The organism is Peribacillus sp. YIM B13482, from assembly GCF_042787975.1.
GTDB lineage: Bacteria > Bacillota > Bacilli > Bacillales > DSM-1321 > Peribacillus > Peribacillus simplex_A.
Genome location: NZ_JBHZPF010000058.1, coordinates 1 through 21,123, shown reverse-complemented (window position 1 = coordinate 21,123; position 21,123 = coordinate 1). Strand labels below are relative to the sequence as shown.

General features: G+C 41.7%; 21 protein-coding genes and 1 other annotated feature. Of the genes, 19 read left to right on the top strand and 2 right to left on the bottom strand.

Going from position 1 to position 21,123, the window contains the following annotated elements:
- The 19 genes from ACFX4L_RS21295 (at nt 1) to ACFX4L_RS21205 (ending at nt 18,836) form a co-directional block, all read left to right on the top strand.
- Nucleotides 1-960 (top strand): PhoH family protein, encoded by a 960-nt coding sequence (locus ACFX4L_RS21295; RefSeq protein WP_061464102.1) that lies wholly within the window; start codon nt 1-3, stop codon nt 958-960.
- Between the two features lie 193 nt (nt 961-1,153).
- Nucleotides 1,154-3,325 (top strand): HD family phosphohydrolase, encoded by a 2,172-nt coding sequence (locus ACFX4L_RS21290; RefSeq protein ID WP_125160692.1) that lies wholly within the window; start codon nt 1,154-1,156, stop codon nt 3,323-3,325.
- On the top strand, nt 3,322-3,798 hold the full coding sequence (ybeY, locus tag ACFX4L_RS21285; protein WP_377381487.1) for an rRNA maturation RNase YbeY: 477 nt from the start codon (nt 3,322-3,324) through the stop codon (nt 3,796-3,798). The genes ACFX4L_RS21290 and ybeY overlap by 4 nt, the downstream gene beginning before the upstream one ends.
- Complete coding sequence (locus ACFX4L_RS21280; RefSeq protein ID WP_284470208.1) at nt 3,776-4,153, top strand: diacylglycerol kinase family protein; 378 nt, start codon at nt 3,776-3,778, stop codon at nt 4,151-4,153. The genes ybeY and ACFX4L_RS21280 overlap by 23 nt, the downstream gene beginning before the upstream one ends.
- Before the next feature lie 38 nt (nt 4,154-4,191).
- A complete protein-coding gene (locus tag ACFX4L_RS21275) occupies nt 4,192-4,590 on the top strand; it encodes a cytidine deaminase (RefSeq protein ID WP_089361537.1) in 399 nt (132 codons plus the stop codon).
- Entirely contained in the window at nt 4,583-5,512 is a 930-nt protein-coding gene (gene era / locus ACFX4L_RS21270) for a GTPase Era (RefSeq protein ID WP_061464097.1), read from the top strand. Before ACFX4L_RS21275 ends, era begins: the two co-directional genes overlap by 8 nt.
- Nucleotides 5,513-5,611: 99 nt before the next feature.
- The gene (locus ACFX4L_RS21265) at nt 5,612-5,755 is read left to right on the top strand and encodes a YqzL family protein (RefSeq protein ID WP_081108859.1); all 144 of its coding nucleotides are present in this window, start codon (nt 5,612-5,614) and stop codon (nt 5,753-5,755) included.
- Between the two features lie 33 nt (nt 5,756-5,788).
- The gene (gene recO, locus ACFX4L_RS21260; RefSeq protein ID WP_061464096.1) at nt 5,789-6,541 is read left to right on the top strand and encodes a DNA repair protein RecO; all 753 of its coding nucleotides are present in this window, start codon (nt 5,789-5,791) and stop codon (nt 6,539-6,541) included.
- 58 nt (nt 6,542-6,599) lie between these two features.
- Nucleotides 6,600-6,776: a binding site (T-box leader), on the top strand.
- Nucleotides 6,777-6,870: 94 nt separating this feature from the next.
- Nucleotides 6,871-7,767 (top strand): glycine--tRNA ligase subunit alpha, encoded by an 897-nt coding sequence (glyQ, locus tag ACFX4L_RS21255; protein ID WP_061464095.1) that lies wholly within the window; start codon nt 6,871-6,873, stop codon nt 7,765-7,767.
- Nucleotides 7,754-9,823 carry a glycine--tRNA ligase subunit beta gene (glyS, locus tag ACFX4L_RS21250; RefSeq protein ID WP_377381493.1) on the top strand — a complete coding sequence of 690 codons (2,070 nt, stop codon included), beginning with the start codon at nt 7,754-7,756 and terminating at the stop codon, nt 9,821-9,823. The genes glyQ and glyS overlap by 14 nt, the downstream gene beginning before the upstream one ends.
- A 127-nt stretch (nt 9,824-9,950) precedes the next feature.
- Complete coding sequence (ccpN, locus tag ACFX4L_RS21245) at nt 9,951-10,625, top strand: transcriptional regulator CcpN (protein WP_155727348.1); 675 nt, start codon at nt 9,951-9,953, stop codon at nt 10,623-10,625.
- Between the two features lie 16 nt (nt 10,626-10,641).
- Nucleotides 10,642-11,463, top strand: a complete 822-nt coding sequence (locus ACFX4L_RS21240; RefSeq protein WP_230160715.1) for a pyruvate, water dikinase regulatory protein — start codon at nt 10,642-10,644, stop codon at nt 11,461-11,463.
- A gap of 514 nt (nt 11,464-11,977) precedes the next feature.
- Nucleotides 11,978-12,433, top strand: a complete 456-nt coding sequence (locus tag ACFX4L_RS21235) for a YaiI/YqxD family protein (protein ID WP_284472029.1) — start codon at nt 11,978-11,980, stop codon at nt 12,431-12,433.
- A gap of 51 nt (nt 12,434-12,484) precedes the next feature.
- Nucleotides 12,485-14,290: a DNA primase gene (dnaG, locus tag ACFX4L_RS21230; protein WP_155727533.1), complete on the top strand. Its 1,806-nt coding sequence runs from the start codon at nt 12,485-12,487 to the stop codon at nt 14,288-14,290.
- Between the two features lie 35 nt (nt 14,291-14,325).
- On the top strand, nt 14,326-15,459 hold the full coding sequence (gene rpoD / locus ACFX4L_RS21225; RefSeq protein ID WP_284470210.1) for an RNA polymerase sigma factor RpoD: 1,134 nt from the start codon (nt 14,326-14,328) through the stop codon (nt 15,457-15,459).
- Nucleotides 15,460-15,677: 218 nt separating this feature from the next.
- Nucleotides 15,678-16,208, top strand: a complete 531-nt coding sequence (locus ACFX4L_RS21220) for a hypothetical protein (protein WP_377406109.1) — start codon at nt 15,678-15,680, stop codon at nt 16,206-16,208.
- 235 nt (nt 16,209-16,443) lie between these two features.
- Nucleotides 16,444-16,809 (top strand): cytochrome c550, encoded by a 366-nt coding sequence (gene cccA / locus ACFX4L_RS21215; RefSeq protein WP_061464090.1) that lies wholly within the window; start codon nt 16,444-16,446, stop codon nt 16,807-16,809.
- Between the two features lie 204 nt (nt 16,810-17,013).
- The gene (locus ACFX4L_RS21210) at nt 17,014-17,721 is read left to right on the top strand and encodes a tRNA (adenine(22)-N(1))-methyltransferase (RefSeq protein WP_061464089.1); all 708 of its coding nucleotides are present in this window, start codon (nt 17,014-17,016) and stop codon (nt 17,719-17,721) included.
- The gene (locus ACFX4L_RS21205) at nt 17,718-18,836 is read left to right on the top strand and encodes a Nif3-like dinuclear metal center hexameric protein (protein WP_377381501.1); all 1,119 of its coding nucleotides are present in this window, start codon (nt 17,718-17,720) and stop codon (nt 18,834-18,836) included. The genes ACFX4L_RS21210 and ACFX4L_RS21205 overlap by 4 nt, the downstream gene beginning before the upstream one ends.
- 45 nt (nt 18,837-18,881) lie before the next feature.
- On the opposite strand, the gene ACFX4L_RS21200 is transcribed toward ACFX4L_RS21205, so the two are convergent.
- Both ACFX4L_RS21200 and vrrA read right to left on the bottom strand, forming a co-directional pair.
- Nucleotides 18,882-19,826, bottom strand: a complete 945-nt coding sequence (locus tag ACFX4L_RS21200) for a 4-hydroxy-3-methylbut-2-enyl diphosphate reductase (RefSeq protein WP_284470213.1) — start codon at nt 19,824-19,826, stop codon at nt 18,882-18,884.
- A gap of 123 nt (nt 19,827-19,949) precedes the next feature.
- Complete coding sequence (gene vrrA / locus ACFX4L_RS21195) at nt 19,950-20,639, bottom strand: VrrA/YqfQ family protein (protein WP_377381504.1); 690 nt, start codon at nt 20,637-20,639, stop codon at nt 19,950-19,952.
- Between the last annotated feature and the right edge of the window lie 484 nt (nt 20,640-21,123).

Below are 21,123 nucleotides of genomic sequence, written 5' to 3'. Positions count from 1 at the left end.
ATGGCAGATGATGTGAAAGTAATTAAGCTGGAAATAGAGTCACCTAATGAAGCGATCGCTTTATTGGGCAATGGGGATTCAAATGTGAAAGTGCTTGAAGAGGAGCTAGGCATTTCCGTCATTACCCGGGGTGAAGCGGTGAGTGTTGCCGGGGATATCGAGCGCGTAACGATGGGACAGGAAATACTTAAGGCACTATTGACAGTGATCAGAAAAGGAATTGCAATCAGCTCTAGAGATGTGCTTTATGCAATTGAATTGGCAAGAAAAGGCACCTTGGAGTATTTTGGTGAATTATATGATGAGGAAATCGCGAAAACGGCTAAGGGGAAATCCATTAAAGTCAAAACTATCGGGCAGAGATACTATATCCAGGCAATAAAGAAACATGACCTGGTATTTGGAATTGGGCCTGCCGGAACCGGGAAGACCTATCTTGCTGTTGTAATGGCGATCAATGCATTGAAAAATGGACATGTAAAACGGATCATCCTGACACGTCCTGCCGTCGAAGCGGGCGAAAGCCTGGGTTTTCTGCCTGGTGATCTAAAAGAAAAGGTAGATCCTTACCTACGGCCGCTGTATGACGCTCTCCATGACCTCCTTGGGATGGAACAGACCCAACGGATGATAGAGCGCGGAACGATCGAAATAGCTCCTCTGGCTTATATGAGGGGCCGTACGCTTGAAGATGCCTTTGTCATTTTGGATGAAGCCCAAAATACGACGGAAGCCCAAATGAAGATGTTCCTGACCCGGCTAGGGTTCGGATCGAAAATGGTCATTACGGGAGATCGGACCCAGATTGACCTTCCAAAAGGCATAAAGTCAGGTCTTATACGGGTAGAAGAGATCTTGAAGAATGTTAAAGGCCTTTCCTTTGTTTATTTTGAGCAAAGTGATGTAGTAAGACATCCGCTTGTCGCCAAAATCATTACTGCTTACGAGCAGGCAAAGTGATAAGAAAAAAATCCGCCATTTTCAATCGGCGGATTTTTCGTGATGTGACTAAATGACCTATCTTTTTGGCTAAAAAGTGGATATGGAACGAAAGAAGGTTTACATTTATCAATACGAGGTGAAAATTTACATGAAAACTGTTATGATTTTACATATCTAGAATAATAAACATCATTTTTTAGGAGGACCTTCCTTGAATCGTATCCAGAAATTTTTCACTAAAATAAAAGGGCTGTTGGTCCATCGCTTTTTTCAAGTGTTATTGTTTATCATACTTGGTTTGTTTGCGTATGGGTTAATGTTCTCCAACGTCAAGCCGGAAAAGGTCGAGGTAGAGCTTTTTAAGCCTTCGGAACAAACAATCCGTTCAACGAAGACTGTGGAAGATACCTATAAGACCGAACAAGAAAAAGAAGAGATTTCAAAACAGGTGGCTGATGTATATTCATTAAAAAAAGAATATGCCAAAAATAAAGTCGATCTGATTTCATCCATCTTCGATTCAGCGATTGAGGTGAATAAAGAAACGGACCCCGATAAAGAGCATGATGATGATGGTAAAGAAAATAAAAAAGGGACCATAAAGACGGATGCTCAAAAAGTTTCCATATTAAAAGAAAAATTGACCGATGAAGTCAATAAAAATATTGAGGAATCCGTTTTCCTTGCTTTAGTCCAGGCGGATGAAGATGAGTTGAAAATAGCGAAAGATTCAACCATTACTGCCGTGAATAATGTGATGAGCTCCCGCATCGCTGCCAGTGACGTCGAAAATGCCAAGAAAAAGGTTGTAGAGGAATTGGGCTATATGAGCATTAATAGCGATATGAAGAAAGCTTCCAATTCCCTAGCGCGCACGGCAATCATTCAGAATGTGTTTTTCGATAAGGATAAAACCGAGGAACAGCGACGGAAAGCGGTCGAAAGCGTGGAGCCAATCAGAATCCTCCAGGGACAGATCATCGTAGAAGAGAACCAGTTAGTGGACAGGGATGTATATAGGCAGCTTGAACTGGCAGGCTTTTTAAATACGGAGTCTACCATTTACCCGTATATCGGCCTGCTGCTATTCATATTTCTGACTTTTGCCGCTTTTTATTACTTTTTCTACTTTTCCATTTCCAAAAAGGATAACAAGTACAATCAGTTATTGATCTTCAGTCTTGTCTTTATCCTTTCAATGGCTACCATGAAAACGGTCAGCATTCTGGCAGACCTGAAAAACTCGAATTTGGAATACATTTTCCCGGGTGCCATGGCGGCGATGCTCATCAAGATATTATTGAACGATAAGTTAGCGGTAGCCATGATCATATTGTTAGGTTCATATGGTACGATTATATTTAATGGTGATACGCCTGGTAATCTGGATTTCTCGATGGGGCTTTATATCATTTTCGGGGGATTGACGGCAATCATCATTTTATCGCGGCCCAATTTCAAATCAAAGGTTCTGGTTGCAGGGCTACTATTGTCTTTAATCAATATGGCATTCGTATTTTCGCTTATCTTCATCATGGACGGCCATTATACTAGAATGGAGTATTTATATTATGCTGTTGCTGCGATAGGTTCTGGAGTTGGTTCAGCTGTTTTGACCATGGGCCTTTTACCGTTTTTCGAGGCTGGTTTCGGGATCTTATCATCTATTAAGCTTATCGAGCTTTCGAATCCCAATCATCCGTTACTGCGGAAGATCTTGATTGAGGCTCCGGGGACTTATCATCACAGTGTAATGGTCGCCAATTTGGCAGAATCGGCTTGTGAAGCCATTGGGTCTAATGGATTGCTGGCAAGGGTCGGCAGTTATTATCATGATATCGGTAAAACGAAACGGCCGCACTTCTTCATCGAAAATCAGATGAACGTGGAGAACCCGCATGATCGGCTGCCGCCTGAAACGAGCAGGGATATCATCATCGCTCATGCCGTAGATGGCGGTGAGATGCTGCGAAGCCACAAATTCCCGAAAGAGATAGTGGATATTGCAGAGCAGCATCATGGGACAACTTTATTGAAATTTTTCTACCATAAGGCAAAAAAACAGGATGATGCCACACTGGAATCGGCTTACCGGTATCCCGGGCCGAGGGCGATAATGAAGGAAGTAGCTGTCATAGGCATTGCCGATAGTGTGGAAGCTGCAGTCAGATCGATGCAGCACCCAACCCCAGAGAAAATTGAAGAACTGGTAAGTTTCATCATTCAGGACAGGATTCAAGATGGTCAATTTGATGAATGTGACATTACTATGAGAGAATTGAGTATCGTGAAGCATTCCTTATGTGAATCGCTTAATGGTATCTTCCACTCCAGGATTGAATATCCGGAGGCGGATAAATTAGGACAGAAGGTGAAAGAATGATTTTAGCTATCGATTTAATGGATGAAACGAACGAAGTAACGGAAGAAGCTCAGCGACTTGTTGAAAGCATTCTGCAATTTGCGGCTAAAAAAGAAAACATTGAAAAAGATACCGAGCTATCAGTTACATTTGTAGACAATGAGAGAATTCGGGAAATCAATAAAGAATATCGTCATAAAGATTCAGTAACCGATGTCATTTCTTTTGCACTTGAAGAAATGGGGGAAGATGAAGTGGAAATTGTCGGGGGGGAAATGCCCCGCATATTAGGCGATATTATCATTTCCATTGAACGCACGAAAGAGCAGGCTGAAGAATATGGGCATTCTTTCGATCGTGAACTTGGATTTTTAGCACTGCATGGCTTTCTTCATTTATTAGGTTTCGACCACATGAATGAAGAAGATGAAAAAGAGATGTTTACGAAACAAAAGGAGATCTTGGAAGAATATGGACTTTCAAGAGAAGGGTAAAAAAAGGTATCCATTATTAAAAAGTTTCTCTTTTGCCTGTCAGGGAATTTTGGAGGCTGTTCGAACGGAACGCAACATTAAGATTCATTTCGCGTTAACGGCAATCATCGTTTTCTTTGGCTGGTATTTCTCATTGAATGGGATGGAATGGCTTTTCATTTTGGCGGCCATAGCCGGTACGATTACGTTAGAGCTCGTTAATTCAGCGATTGAAAGGGTAGTTGATCTGGTGACGGATCAAATCCATCCCCTTGCCAAGCAGGCAAAAGATATTGCAGCCGGCGCAGTATTCATATATGCTATATTCTCCATAATAGTTGGATTGATTATCTTTTTGCCTAAGTTTGGCCTGTAGGTTGCCAAATGGTACTCAATTTGAAAGGAAGATGTGAATTGAATACGAATGAATTGATTGAGGAAGCTAAAAAAGCTAGAGAAAAAGCTTATGTACCTTATTCCAAATTTAAAGTGGGGGCAGCCCTTTTGACCACTGATGGGAAGGTCTATCATGGTTGTAATATAGAAAATGCTGCGTACAGCATGTGTAATTGTGCCGAAAGGACCGCTTTATTCAGCGCTTATGCCCATAACGATAAAAAGTTCACTAAACTTGCAGTCGTGGCAGATACCGATGGTCCTGTTTCTCCATGCGGGGCGTGCAGGCAGGTTATTTCAGAACTGTGCGACCAGGATATGCCGGTTGTTTTGACCAACTTAAATGGGGATATAAAAGAACTAACAGTACAGGAATTGCTTCCAGGAGCTTTTTCACCGGAGGATTTAAATGGATAAATTATTTGATGATACACAAGTAAAAGGTTACAAATCAGGTTTCATTTCGATAATTGGACGACCTAATGTTGGAAAGAGTACATTTCTGAATCGGGTCATCGGTCAAAAGATCGCGATTATGAGTGATAAACCCCAAACTACAAGAAATAAGGTTCAAGGCGTACTTACGCAAAACGATTCACAAATGATTTTCATTGATACACCCGGCATTCATAAACCAAAGCATAAGCTTGGGGATTTCATGATGAAAGTGGCAACGAATACATTGAAAGAAGTCGATTTGATTCTCTTCATGATCAATGCGACTGAAGGATACGGACGCGGTGACGAGTTTATCATCGAAAAACTTCAAACCGTAAAAACTCCTGTTTTCCTGGTTGTAAACAAAATAGATGCGATGCATCCAGATGATTTACTTCCAATCATTGAAAAATACCAACAGCTTTACCCTTTTGCGGCAGTCGTTCCGATTTCTGCACTTGAAGGAAATAACGTCGATACATTGCTTGAACAAATCAAGGAACACCTACCTGAAGGTCCCCAGTTTTATCCAGCTGACCAAGTGACCGACCATCCGGAACGTTTTATCATTTCCGAATTGGTCCGCGAGAAGGTATTGCACCTGACGCGTGAGGAAATTCCGCATTCAGTGGCTGTTGTCATCGATTCAATTAAAAAAATGGATAACAGTGATACCATTAATGTCATGGCGACGATCGTTGTCGAGCGTGATTCACAAAAAGGCATCGTCATCGGAAAGCAAGGGAAAATGCTTAAAGAAGTCGGTAGCCGTGCCAGAGTGGACATCGAAAACTTATTGGGCTCGAAAGTTTTCTTGGAACTTTGGGTAAAGGTACAGAAGGATTGGCGTAACAAAGCCAGCCAGCTTCGCGATTATGGTTTCAATGAGAGCGAGTATTAATTAACAAAATTTACGAGTCATGAAAGTTTGGAAAACGGTCAAGCTAATCATATGGTCGGATATTCATATTGCTAGTTAAAAATGAAAGGTGGGCTTTATATGTTGGATTTTACCTGGGAATTATTTAGTGAAACAGGTAATGTGGACACCTATTTGCTTTTTAAGGAGATAGAAGTCGAAAGACAGGAAAGACCCTTGGTATTGAAAGATGAGCTAGCAGAAATTGATTTTCCTGTTTCATAGGTTAGTCTTGGCGAACATGGGTGGTGTCTTGGTATGCTCCAAAAATGTGAGGGCATTGTCATAAGGCGAACTGCATATGGAGAAAATAACAAAATCATTACTATATATACCCGAGAGCTAGGAAAAATTGGTGTTATGGCTAGAGGAGCCAGTAAACCTAATAGCAGGCTTGCTGCCGTCACACAGCTTTTTTGCTCCGGGTATTTCCTTGTAACCACTTCAACCGGACTCGGAAGTCTTCAGCAAGGCGAAATGGTCGATTCACTCCGTTACATACGGGAGGATCTTTTTGCGACTGCTTATGCTTCTTATATTGTTGAGTTGCTTGATAAAAGCGTCGATGATAAAAAACCGAATCCATATTTGTATGAATTGCTTTTGCAAACCTTGCATTACATAAACGAAGAATATGACGCAGAGGTTTTGAAATTCATTTTTGAAATGAAGATGCTGCCCGTCAATGGGATTAACCCAGTGCTGAATCAATGTGCTGTTTGTGGCGAAACGGAAGGGGAATTCGCCTTCTCGCTTCGGGAAGCGGGCTTTATTTGTCATCGCTGTCTCGGGAAGGATCCCTATCATTTTAAAATTTCACCTGCAGCCGTCAAATTGCTGAGGATATTTTATTATTTCGATTTATCAAGGCTAGGAAACATTTCCGTCAAGCCTGAAACGAAAAAGGAAATCCAAAAAATAATAGATGCTTATTATGAGGAATATTCCGGTCTCCATTTGAAATCAAAAAAGTTCCTAAAACAGATTGATACGATGAAAGATATGTTTTAAGATCTACCCTATTGACATTCCATGCTAGTTTGTATAAAATTCTAATCATCAAAATAAGAAGATTGCGTTGATGGAAAAGAGTATCTGTCATTCTCCATAAAAAGCGAACCCGGGACGGTGGAAGCCGGGATATGGATTTACAGGGAAGGGCGTTTCCGGAGCATGTTGCTTTGAAAAGAGGCCGTTTTATAAACGGCAATTAGGGTGGAACCGCGGGTATACTCTCGTCCCTATGCATTTCGCATAGGGACGGGAGTTTTTTGTTTGCCTGTTAAAGGATTCCGATCCTTAATTTTTAAAGAGCCGTTTAAATAACCTGGAGGTGTACGATGAATATTCAAAATATGATTTTAACGTTACAAAAGCATTGGTCTGAACAAGGCTGCATATTAATGAATGCTTATGATGTAGAAAAAGGGGCAGGAACGATGAGCCCATACACATTCCTGAGAGCCATTGGACCTGAGCCTTGGAGTGTTGCTTACGTGGAGCCATCCCGCCGTCCGGCTGACGGTCGTTATGGCGAGAACCCTAATCGACTGTATCAGCATCATCAGTTCCAAGTGATCATGAAGCCGTCGCCTGACAATATCCAAGATTTATATTTGGATTCATTGCGCGCTTTAGGGATTAATCCGCTAGAGCATGATATTCGTTTTGTGGAGGACAATTGGGAAAACCCATCACTAGGGTGTGCTGGTCTCGGTTGGGAAGTATGGCTTGATGGAATGGAAATCACGCAATTTACATATTTCCAACAAGTGGGCGGCCTTGAATGTAAGCCGGTTTCCGTGGAGATTACATACGGGATCGAACGTCTCGCCTCTTACATTCAAGATAAGGAAAACGTATTTGACCTGGAATGGACAGAAGGATTCACGGTCCGGGATATATTTGGACAGCCGGAATACGAACATTCAAAATATACGTTTGAAACATCCGACCTAGATATGCTGTTTCAACTTTTCACGATGTATGAAAAGGAAGCGCATCGCCAAATGGAAGAAGGGCTTGTGCATCCTGCCTATGATTATGTTTTGAAATGTTCACATACGTTTAACCTTTTGGATGCCAAAGGTGCCATCTCGGTGACGGAAAGAACGGGATATATTGCCCGCTGCCGTAACCTAGCGCGTAAGGTCGCTAAAACCTTCTATGAAGAGCGGGAAAAATTAGGCTTCCCGATTCTGAAAGTGAAAGGGGAGAATACAAATGAGCAAGCGTGATTTGTTATTGGAAATTGGATTGGAAGAGCTGCCAGCACGTTTTGTGACAGCATCCATGAAACAGCTGTCAGATAAAGTGCAGAAATGGCTAATGGAAAAAGCGATTGAATTCGGAGAAGTTGAAGCGTTTTCCACACCAAGACGTTTGGCCATATTGGTGAAAGACGTGGAAGAATCACAAAAGGATATTGAAGAAGAAGCAAAAGGACCGGCTAAGAAAATAGCTTTGGACAGCGAAGGCAATTGGTCTAAAGCCGCATTGGGATTTGTCAGGGGCCAAGGCATGACTTCAGAGGATATTTATTTTAAAGAACTCAAGGGTGTGGAATATGCCCATGTGAATAAATTCATAAAAGGACAGCCGACTGTACAGCTGTTATCTGAGCTTGCTGAAATCATCAGCGGCATGACGTTCCCGAAAAACATGCGTTGGGCCAATCAAGAGCTCCGCTTCGTCCGTCCGATTAAATGGCTGATTGCCTTATTCGGAAATGAAGTGGTGCCATTTAGCATCGCTGGTGTCGAGACGGCCCGTGAAACAAAGGGACATCGTTTCTTGGGCGATAGCGCAATCATCGAGCAGCCGGCACGGTACGAAGAAACGTTAAAAGAACAATTTGTAATGGCGGATCCGGATAAACGCAGACAAGTTATTCTAGATCAGATTAAAGGGCTAGAGCAGGAAAAGGGCTGGATCATCCCAGTCGATGAAGAACTGCTTGAAGAAGTCAATAATTTGGTGGAGTATCCAACGGTGTTATTTGGACACTTCGAAGAAGAATTCCTTGAGCTTCCTCCAGAGGTCCTGATCACTTCAATGAAGGAGCACCAACGTTATTTCCCTGTCAAAGATCAGGACGGCAAGCTACTTGCTTTCTTTGTAACCGTGCGTAATGGTGATGATCGCCATTTGGATAAGGTTTCTAAAGGAAATGAAAAAGTATTGCGTGCACGCCTATCGGATGCAGCATTCTTCTATAAAGAAGATCAGAAAAAAGAGATTTCAGCTGCTTTGAAAAAGCTGGACAGCATCGTTTATCATGAAGAAATTGGTACATTGGCCGAGAAAACTGCCAGAGTAACTGCAGTTACCGGAGTCCTTGCGGATGCCTTGAATTTAAAGGCGGAAAAAGAAATGGCCCTTCGTGCAGCGGAAATTGCCAAGTTCGATTTGGTGAGCCATATGGTTTATGAATTCCCTGAATTGCAAGGGTATATGGGTGAGAAATATGCACTCCTAAAAGGAGAAACCAAGGAAGTGGCCGCAGCTATCAATGAACACTATATGCCGAGGCATGCGGATGACAATGTTCCGCCTTCTGTTATTGGAGCGGTTGTTAGTTTAGCTGAAAAAATTGATACTTTGTCTTCATTCTTCGCTATTGGCGTCATTCCGACAGGTTCCCAGGATCCATACGCACTAAGAAGGCAGGCGAGCGGTGTCGTCCAAATTCTAGCGGAGAAGAAATGGAATATCTCTTTAGAGGAGCTTATTGTTATAGGTCTTAAAGGTCTAGAATCAAAAGGTATCTTAAAACGTGATCTTGAGGATGTTAAATCTGATATGTTCACATTCTTTAAAGCGCGTGTCAAACACCTGCTGCAAGAACAGCAAATCCGTTACGATTTGATTGACGCAGTTCTGGTCAATGAGATCGGTTATATCCACTCCATCGTGGAACGTGCACACGTCTTGGATGCGAAAAAAGACGAAGCAGGATTTAAAGAAAGTCTGGAAGCTTTAAGCCGCGTCATGAACATTGCCGTGAAATGTGACAATAAAGTGACAGTCGATCCAACTTTCTTTGAAAATGATCAAGAAAAAGCGCTATACGAAAAATATCAAAATATAGCAATTCGTTATACTGAATCTAAAGATGAGAATGAGCGGTTTGAACAGCTTGTTTCGCTCCAATCGGAAATAGAATCATATTTCGAGAATACAATGGTCATGGCAGACGATGAAGCAATCCGCAGTAACCGTTTATCTCTTATGAAGGAAATCAGTGATTTGGTTGCAGGTTTTGCTGCCATGAATAAAATCATCCTTACATAATTGAAAGGGTGTATGGAAATCGGAAACACTTTAAACAAGGGTTTCCGATTTCTATAAAAAGATAAATGGTCAATAAATAGGACAAACATGCCCTTATTAAATAATTTAGTATATAATTATTAAATGAATGACTTTTGTTACTTTACTCTGCGAAAGCAGTGGGGTGGTGATTATAATCCAACTGAATAAGCGTCAGGAACAGATTTTACAAATTGTAAAAGAAAACGGACCGATTACTGGAGAGCATATTGCCGATAGATTGAACCTTACTAGGGCGACTCTTCGTCCAGATCTAGCCATATTGACGATGGCAGGTTTTCTTGATGCCAGGCCGCGGGTCGGGTATTTCTATACAGGCAGGTCAGGAACACAGCTTTTGACCGACAGCCTTAACCATCTTTATGTACGAGACTACCAATCGATCCCGGTCGTTGTTGACGAGGGCATTTCCGTATATGATGCGATCGTCATGATGTTTTTAGAAGATGTCGGGACAATGTTCGTTGTCGATAAGCATGCATTGCTTGTTGGTGTCTTATCAAGGAAAGACTTGTTGCGTGCGAGTATTGGGAAACAAGAGCTTAACTCCATTCCAGTCAATATCATCATGACTAGGATGCCCAATATTACAATGTGTTCAAAAGAAGACCTTTTGATTGATGTTGCCAAAAAATTGATTGATAAGCAAATCGACTCATTACCGGTCGTCAAAGACACAGAAAAAGGCTATGAAGTAATTGGAAGAATTACAAAAACCAATATTACGAAAGCATTCGTAGCTTTGGCTGATGAAGGCTATTAGGGGGCTTGCAAAAGGAATGACGGAGAATATGAACGGTTCTATTATATATGTTGTATCGGATTCAGTAGGGGAAACAGCGGAATTGGTTACAAAAGCAGCTGCAAGCCAGTTCTCGGGATCTGCTTTTTCCATAAAGCGAATTCCGTACATTGAAGATGAACAAAACGTGGATGAAGTGATTTCACTGGCTAAATTAGATGGGGCGATCATTGCTTATACCCTTGTGAAGCCAGCTATTAGAGCGTATATGAAAGCACAGGTCGAAAAAGAAAACCTGTCTGCTTATGACATTTTAGGGCCGCTTATGGACATCCTTCAGGAAAGGGCACCAAAAGGGCCTCTTAATGAACCTGGTCTTGTAAGAAAGCTGGATGATGATTATTTCAAGCGTGTGGAAGCCATTGAATTTGCAGTGAAATATGATGATGGACGTGATCCCCGAGGCATTTTACGTGCTGATATCGTCCTTGTAGGTGTTTCACGCACTTCAAAAACACCGTTATCACAGTATTTAGCCCACAAACGCTATAAAGTGGCGAATGTACCTTTAGTGCCTGAGGTGGAACCCCCAGAAGAGCTGTTTTTGGTGCCGCCTGAAAAATGCATTGGTTTAAAGATCAGTCCGGAAAAGCTGAACCATATTCGCAAAGAACGATTAAAGTCACTCGGGCTCAATGATCATGCGATTTACGCAAATGTGGAGCGAATAAAAGAAGAATTGACATACTTTGATAAAATCATATCAAGGCTGAACTGTCCAATTATTGATGTAACCAATAAAGCTGTTGAAGAAACAGCCAATTTGATCATCAATATCCTTCAAAACAAAAATCGTTGATCCATATAATCAAGGCAAACCAAAATGTGAGCTTGACACTTTAAGTGTCAGCTCACATTTTAATGCCAAGGTCAATAAAGGGAATATCAAGAATGAATTGAAAATAAATACATATAATTCCTCTTCTTTTCCAAATGCAAATTCATTGATTTGCATGAAAATAAAATCGGAATTTAAATGTTGGCATCTTCTAATCAAATAGACTATAATAAAAAATTGTGAGAAAAAAGTAATCTTAAGGTTTAGACTTAATTAATAAGGAATAAACTAAAGGTTAATGAGATGTCAAGGTTTTTATCATAAAAATAATTCGACATGTTCCGTATAATTCAAAATGGGTGGGCCTTATTCAAGGGAAAAGTGGCGCTTTCACTTAAGAAGGCTGGTATTCCTTGAAGAATAAATGTTGGCTTCTTTAGAGGGAACTCTATGAACCAATGCTGAAAATTCACTATATCTTCATAAAGTTTAGGGGAGAAAAAGGATTATGCAGAAAGATGTAGAATTAGAAGGTATGAATAATAAACCTACCATACACGTCGATGCCGATGCATGCCCGGTGAAAGACGAGATCCTTCATTGTGCAGGATTGCACGATGTTGAAGTCTGTTTTGTTGCATCATATAAAAATATGATGAATAACCCTGAAGGTAAATGGGTATATGTCGATGCAGACAAAGAAGCGGCAGATCTTTATATAGTAAACTCAGTAAAAAAGGGTGATATTGTCGTTACTGCAGATATTGGTTTGGCTGGGACCTTGCTTCCTAAAAGCGTTTATGTTCTTTCGCCTAGGGGAAAAGAATACACCGAAGAGAATATTTTCATGCTATTGGATATGCGTTATCAGTCGGCGAAACTCCGCAGGCAGGGTAAACATACGAAAGGGCCGAAAGCATTCACAAAGGAAGACCGTACATGTTTTACAAATAAACTTTTGAAAACTTTGTCGAACTTTGCAGGGAATTAGGAAACAGTATCGAATTAGAAACTATCACCAGTATTGCAAGGTGGAAAAATGATAAATGGCCGTATAGAAGATGAAAAAATTAACCAAATTCGCGAAGCTGTTGACATTGTTGATTTAATTGGTGAGTATGTCCAGCTGAAGAAGCAAGGGCGCAATTATTTTGGCCTTTGTCCTTTTCATGGTGAAAACTCGCCCTCGTTTTCCGTTTCAGCGGAAAAGCAAATCTTTCACTGTTTTGGTTGTGGGGCAGGCGGGAATATTTTTACCTTCTTAATGGATATAGAAGGCTACAACTTTGTGGAGTCTGCAAAAGTTTTAGCTGAAAAAGGAAATGTTCCTTTGGATGTTGAAATTAATAAGGATTCCAAGCGTTCTAACATGCCTGCAGGCTCTCAGCAAATGGTTGAAGCCCATGACCTGCTGCGAAAGTTTTATCATCATCTCCTCGTTAACACGAAGGAGGGCCAGGATGCTCTCGAATATTTACTTAAACGAGGGTTCACTGAAGAGACGATAGAAAAGTTCCAAATTGGCTACTCTTTGGATTCATGGGACTTCGTATCCAAGTTTCTTTTAAAACGTGGGTTTCCAGCAGAATACATGGAGCAGGCAGGGCTTATTATTTACAGGGAAAAAGACGAGTCATATTTTGACCGTTTCAGAAATAGAGTCATGTTTCCAATTATGGATCATCAAGGAAATACGATTGCGTTTTCAGGGAGAGCGATGGGGGACGATGAGCCCAAATATTTGAATAGTCCTGAAACGCCAATCTTTAATAAAAGTAAAACTTTATATAATTTCCATCATGCAAGACCGCACATACGAAAGAAAGAACAAGTAGTCATTTTTGAAGGCTTTGCCGATTGTATTTCAGCTGTTCGTGCAGGTGTAGAAAATTCAGTCGCTACAATGGGGACTGCCCTGACGGAACAGCATATCCAGCTTTTAAAAAGAAATACTGACCAGATACTTATTTGCTACGATTCGGACTCTGCGGGATTGAACGCAGCCAATCGTGCAGTTAATATGCTACAGGACCATGACTTTTCCGTGAAAGTCGCTCACATGCCTGATAACTTGGACCCCGATGACTACATAAAGGAATTCGGTGAAAAAAGCTTTGTTTCTGAAGTAATAGGGGACAGTTTAACCTACATGGCATTCAAAATGCATTATTTGCGTCGAGGGAAAAATGTAAATAATGAAGGAGATCGAATTCAATATATCGAAGAAGTCCTTAAAGAAATTTCGCGATTGCCCAATGCAGTGGAGAGGGATCATTATCTCCGGCAGTTATCCTCTGAATTTTCCCTATCATTGGATGCGCTGGAACAGCAGCAGCGACAGGTGTTCTTTACGGAACGCAAGAAGGGGGCACTGCCGCAGCCTGCAGCCCAAAAGAAAATGGCCCTGCAATATGAGCATAAGTTAAAGCCTGCTCATCATAATGCTGAAACGAAGTTGATTGCCCATATGCTAAAAAGCAGGGATATGACTTTTAAAATTCAGCAGCTGCTTGGGCAAACGGTCTTTCATGTAGACGAACATCAGGCAATCATCACCTATTTATATGCGTTCTATGAAGATGGACACGAACCGGATACAAGCTTTTTCCTTACTTATTTACCGGATCCAAACTTGAGAAGGATCGTTTCGGAAATAGAAATGATGTCAGTGAATGAGGAAGTTACCGATAAAGAACTGACCGATTGTATAAATCAAGTGTTGAAATATGAAAAGTTGTTAAAGATAAAAGAAAAACAAGTTGAAGAAAAAGATGCAGTTAGACGGAGTGATTATGTCGCTGCTGCACAAATTGCCATGGAAATCATTAAATTGCGTAAAATGTTGTAGTCGTTTAGGTGTAAGTCCTGGAAGGAGGGGAACTAATGGCTGAAAAACCAGCACGTTCCAAACAAGTTGATAATGAATTTAGCCTTGAACAGGTTAAAGAAAAATTAATAGAGCTAGGTAAAAAACGAGGCTCTTTGACTTTAGAAAAAATCGCTGAAATGATTGGCGGTTTTGAGTTAGATTCCGATCAAATGGATGAGTTCTATGAGGTGTTAGCAGAAAACGGCGTCGAGATACTCACGGATGGTGAGGAAGACGAAGATGAAGATGATCCTGATGAGAAGAAACTTGCAAAAGAAGAGGAGTTTGACTTAAATGATTTAAGTGTTCCTCCTGGCGTTAAAATTAATGATCCAGTCCGTATGTACTTAAAGGAAATCGGACGGGTCGACCTTTTATCGGCAGAAGAGGAAATTTCTCTGGCGACGCGAATTGAGGATGGAGATGAAGAAGCGAAACGCCGATTGGCTGAAGCTAACCTTCGTCTTGTTGTCAGTATTGCCAAGCGCTATGTCGGACGCGGCATGCTTTTCCTTGATTTGATTCAGGAAGGTAATATGGGACTTATCAAAGCAGTAGAAAAATTTGATTACCGCAAGGGATTCAAATTCAGTACGTATGCAACATGGTGGATTCGCCAAGCCATAACCCGTGCCATTGCCGACCAAGCAAGAACGATCCGGATACCGGTGCATATGGTTGAAACCATCAATAAATTGATCCGTGTCCAACGACAGCTTCTTCAGGATTTAGGGCGTGAACCTTCTCCGGAAGAGATTGCAGAAGATATGGACTTAACTCCTGAAAAAGTACGTGAAATCTTGAAAATAGCTCAGGAGCCGGTTTCCCTGGAAACGCCAATAGGTGAAGAAGACGATTCCCATTTAGGTGATTTCATTGAAGATCAGGATGCTACTTCCCCATCAGAACATGCAGCATATGAACTTTTGAAAGAACAGCTTGAAGACGTATTGGATACACTTACTGACCGTGAGGAGAACGTCTTGAGACTCCGCTTTGGACTTGATGATGGACGCACTCGGACACTTGAAGAGGTAGGTAAGGTGTTTGGGGTCACCCGCGAGCGTATCCGTCAAATCGAAGCGAAGGCGTTACGAAAACTGAGACATCCAAGCCGCAGCAAACGCTTGAAAGATTTCTTGGAATAAAATATATTTTGCCCTTTACAGAGCCCTCTTTGAATGCCCAGCGTTCGGGAGCGGCTTTTTTTTTTGAAATTGGATGTAAAAAATTCCTTGTAAGAACAAAATTTAACCAGTTATCTATATAATGGAGATGGGTTTAACTCGATAACTGAGTTTCCACAACCTAAAAGAGCGGCAAAAAGCTGTTAAAAAGAAATGACCGGCATGAGGATGTGAAATTCATGGATGAGATGAGAAAGAAAATCATCATTCAAGAAATAAACTCCTGGAAGGAAAGTCGTATGCTTCCGGAGCAATATTGTGATTACCTGCTTGCATTATACTGTCAAGGCGAACTACCGCCTGCAAATTTGAATAAAACCTGGAGTGATAAGAAAGACATTCTTTCAGGACTGTTGATTGGAGCCCTTTTTGCATTTATTGTATTTTTGAATTATTTTACTGAAATACCCATAAGAATGCAAATGCTTGTGACAACAATTTCTATCATTGCCTTTGGACTGGCGGTCCGCCGCTTTATCGGTAGGAAAATAATTTTTCAGATGGCGTTGATGGGGCTGGCGTTATCACTGCTTTTATTAACAATCAGTTTGGCAGAATTCATGGCACCCGGCAAAGCGGGTATCCTTTATGTTTTCTTGTTCATAAATTGCGGACTCTGGATTTTAATGGGCAAAAAACTGAAGCTGCTCCATTTCTCCATAGCGAGAAGCCTAGGGGCTATAGTCATTGCTTACTTTTTAATAATATAATTCAAAGACATTTTACCGGTTTTAAATGGTGAATTTAGGGTATTATGAAATATATGTAAGAAGAAATGAAAATGTTTGGAAATATACATAAGTTTTTGACAATTTTAAGAAATTATATAATATCTTCTATTTTTGGGCTTTTACTTGAAACTCTTTTCAAGTAAAATAATATATAGTTGTTTGTATATAATATTAAATATGGTAAGTTTAGGTTCTACATAGGGGAGGAAATACTATGCGCAATCCAGTAATGCCTTTTATTATTATCATGGTTTTTGGTATTGGACTTATGTTTTTACTTTCGTTTAAAGGTTTGGGTGATGCCAAAGATCTTGCTAAGGAAAAAAAGGGCGGCGAAAAGACAGAAGAAAAAGAAAGTGCGTCTGCATCACCTGAGGACATCTATAAGCAAAACTGTATCTCTTGTCATGGTAACGCCTATCAAGGCGGCGTCGGACCTGCTCTAAAAGGAGTTGGCGATCGCCTGTCGGTTGACGAGGTTAAAAACGTGATCACTAATGGACGGGGTGCAATGCCATCAGGTTTAGTCGAAGAACAGAACATTGATGCCATGGCCAAATATATTCATGGACTGAAGTAATTCATGAAACTGACTCAGGAGATCGTTTGAAGGCGACCTTTTTGGGTCAGTTTTTATTTTATTCCGAAAAAGGAAGGTTCCCTTTATCCAGTGATGGAGAGGGCCCTATTTCTCCTTCCTGTAATTTTTCGATTGAACTTGTTATAATTTAATGGGAAACTAATTAAATGTAAGACATTATTTGAATTAAGAGAGTTGATAAATATGAATCATGAAAAACTATCGATGAGATTAGAACGTGTTGCCATACATATACCAAAAGGAAGCATCCTTGCAGATATAGGTTCCGACCATGCATACTTACCGTGCTATGCGGTGAGTAACGGCCTGTGTGACAGCGCTATAGCAGGTGAGGTAGTAGAAGGGCCTTATCAGTCAGCCCGCAAGCAAGTGGCTATAACGGGACTTGGAGACAAGATAGAGGTCCGTAAAGGAAACGGGCTTGAAGTATTGAATCCCGATGAAGCGACATGCATTACGATTGCAGGCATGGGAGGGACTTTAATATCAAGTATATTGGAAAGCGGAAAAGGGAAACTCGGCAAGGCGGAAAGGCTTATCCTTCAGCCTAATGTCGGTGCAGCGAATGTTCGCAGTTGGCTAATCGATAACGGCTGGGAACTTAGCGGAGAGGAAATCCTTGAGGAAGATGGGAAAATTTATGAAATCTTGATTGCTGAAAAAGGGGAACCGCTTCGCCCTTATCATGTAAACAGGCAAACAGGTCTCATATTCGGACCATATTTAAGAGAGCAATTCAGTGACATTTTCATAAAAAAATGGCAGCTTGAGAAAAAACATTTGGAAAGAATCATCGAACAATTGGATGAAAGCGGACGAAGCGGACTTGAAACCAAGCGCAATGAATTAATATCCCAAATTTCCGTAATTGAGGAGGTGCTTAAAGGTTGAAGATCGTAAATGGTCACAAAATCATTGAAATGTTTGAACAATTCTCCCCAAAGCAATATGCAATGGAGGGAGATCCAATCGGTTTGCATGTCGGACAGCTCAATAAGCCGGTTACCAAAGTGATGATTGCCCTTGATGTGCTGGAAGAGGTTGTAGACGAAGCGATAGAACATGGGGTGGAATTGATCATCGCCCACCATCCGCTTATTTACCGGCCATTGAAAAAGATCGATACAAACGCAGCTGGAGGCCGCATCATCGAAAAGCTGATCAAACATGATATCGCTGTTTATGCTGCACATACCAATTTGGATGTCGCTAAGGGCGGAGTGAATGATTTACTTGCCGAAGCGCTACAATTGCAGGATACAGAGGTATTGATTCCAACTTACGAGACAGCTCTAAAGAAATTGGTCGTATATGTTCCAAAGACCGACGAACAAAAGGTGAGGGAAGCCTTAGGTAAGGCAGGGGCCGGATCAATCGGGAATTACAGCCAGTGTTCGTTTTCGGTGGAAGGTACAGGACGCTTCGTGCCAGGTGAAGGCAGTGAACCGGAAATTGGCTCCCAAGGAAAGCTTGAAGCAGTAGCTGAAATGAGGGTTGAAACGATATTCCCGGAAAGTATCGAGAAGAAAGTGCTTTCTGCAATGATTAAAGCCCACCCATATGAGGAAGTTGCGTACGATATTTATAAACTGGAAAATGAAGGGGAGTCACTTGGATTAGGAAAGATAGGCGTGCTTGCTGAAGAAATGACACTTGAACAATTTTCCGAACATGTGAAGCAGACCCTTGATGTTGAAAAGGTGCGCGTCGTTGGAGATTTGCAAAACCCGATAAAAAAAGTGGCCGTGTTGGGCGGAGACGGCAATAAATACTTTACGACTGCTAAATTCAAGGGTGCGGATGTATATGTTACAGGTGATATGTATTACCATACAGCCCATGACGCTATGATGATTGGTTTGAACATTGTGGACCCAGGCCACAATGTTGAAAAGGTGATGAAAAAAGGCGTTGCACGAATCCTTGAAGAAATGTGTCACGAAAAGAACTACGATGTGGAATTCATTCCATCTCGGGTGAATACAGACCCTTTCCGATTCATTTAAAAGACGAAAAAAGGCAGCCGACTCGGCTGCCTTTTTTGTGCATAATCATTTTTTCACTTTAATCTTAGGTAAAATTTTATGCAATGGCGTTTTCTTTTCGGTATTCCAGGTCGTTTCATCATTTGCTTCATATTGCTCTAGAAATGCTATAACTTCCTTTGTGATCGGAGTGGGTGTAGATGCCCCGGAAGTGACGGCAACCGTTTCTGCATCTTTTAGCCATTCAAGGTTCAGCTCGGAAATGTCAGCGATTCGATAAGCTGTCGTGCTGGCAATTTCCTCGGATACTTGTGCAAGGCGGTTTGAATTATTACTCTTGGGATCACCGACGACAATTAAAACATCAGCTTCGCCAGCCTGCTTGGCAACCGCTTCTTGGCGTACCTGTGTCGCTAAACAAATTTCCTTATGGACTTCGGCATGTGGGAATTTTTCCTTAACCTTATCCATGATATCCAAAACATCCCATTGGCTCATCGTTGTTTGATTTGTCACAATGATCTTATCACTATTCAATGTCAAGGCTTCGACGTCTTCATCCTTTTGAACGAGGTGAACGACATCGGGAGCAACTCCGACTGCACCCTCCGGTTCCGGATGGCCTTTCTTGCCAATATAAATAATTTGATAGCCTTCCGCTTCTTTTTCCCGTATTAAGTCATGGGTTGCGGTAACATCGGGACAGGTTGCATCTAGCGTGACAAGCCCTTTTTTCTCAGCAATCTTCCTAATCTCAGGGGAAACGCCGTGAGCAGTAAAGATGACGGTTCCGCTGTCGACCTTTTCGATGATATCGTGACGGTTGCTGCCGTCCAACGTGATGATGCCTTCTTCTTCAAACGCATCCGTTACATGTTTGTTATGCACAATCATTCCCAAAATGTAAATGGGGCGTGGCAAGGTTTTATCTAAAGCCGCATTTCGGGCGATGACCATGGCATCGACAACGCCATAACAATAGCCGCGCGGGGAAATTTTAATCACTTTCATCTATGTGTCCTCCTCAAGGCAAAAAACTCTCACTTTTATACCTTTCTATTATATAAGACCATAGATGATATTACAAAACATCCTATTTGCATAAAGCCAGTTCCTGAAAAAATTTTAAAAACGTTAAATATAAAGCTTGGGACCTGATGTCCTTTCCTTTTTGGTTTTGGTACGAACCTGGGAAATGGGTTTATCTTCTTTATCTTCTTTAGCTTTTGCTTTTTCCTTCGAATCCGTTTTTACCTCATTATTTTTTTGTGCCTCAACATTAGTCACGCTTTCAACTGGCGCTTTCTTGTCCTCGGTTTCACCGGCTGATGATATGTTCCGGAAAACTTTCCACACGGAAGGCAAGTTTTTAATTACGGGTCCATATTGTTCCACCATAGGGGTGAATTGTTCGGCTGCCTGCAACACCTTTTGCGTGTTGTTGAGCATATTGTTCAGGGAATCGGGGTTTTTTAGTGTTTCTAAGATACCGCCGCCTCCGCTGCTTCTTGAAGAACTTTTGTTAGTGGGAGCAGCTGGTGCAAACAAGTTGGGAGAAGCAGTTCTTTGTTTCGACTTACCGAGTATCTTTGACAATAGCCCTTCCTTCTTTGCTGGCGGCATTTCCTGCCGATGCGGTGTGGTGAAAGGACCCCGGAAACCTTGAGGCCCCTGCGGTCTGTTTTGTGCCATCGGCCGCCGCATCTGCTGATAAGGGTTGGGGATTTGCGGTGTTTGCCTGAATGGTATTGGCGGCTGTTGCATCCTTCGACCATTTGGTGGCTGAAAACCGGGTCCGGGTTGACGATTTCTGTCTGGGAACATAGGTTTCACCTCCTCTGATATTATATGCTGGTGTATTCTTCTATATAAATTATGCAGCTCGACAAAAAAGGTTTGAGGAAAGAGTGACTGGGCTGTTGTGAAGTGACCGGAAAGAAGGTAAGATGGTAACGGTAGTCTTTTAGCTCCATGTCTGCGGGGGATACGCTATGACCAGGACAGGGGCTTTTCATTTGCAAGAGTCCATTTTAAGAGAACTAGCCTCAGCGCTTGCGCTTTTTATGAAATCCAGCTTCAGCGCCTAGCTCGCTGTGAAAAAGAGGATTACCCTCACAAGGCAAGAAAGCGCCTTATGGGACAATCCCTATTTTCTTCACGAGCTACCCAGGCGCTTGCGCTTTTTATGAAATCCAGCTTCAGCGCCTAGCTCGCTGTGAAAAAGAGGATTGCCCTCACAAGGCAAGAAAGCGCCTTATGGGACAATCCCTATTTTCTTCACGAGCTACCCAGGCGCTTGCGCTTTTTA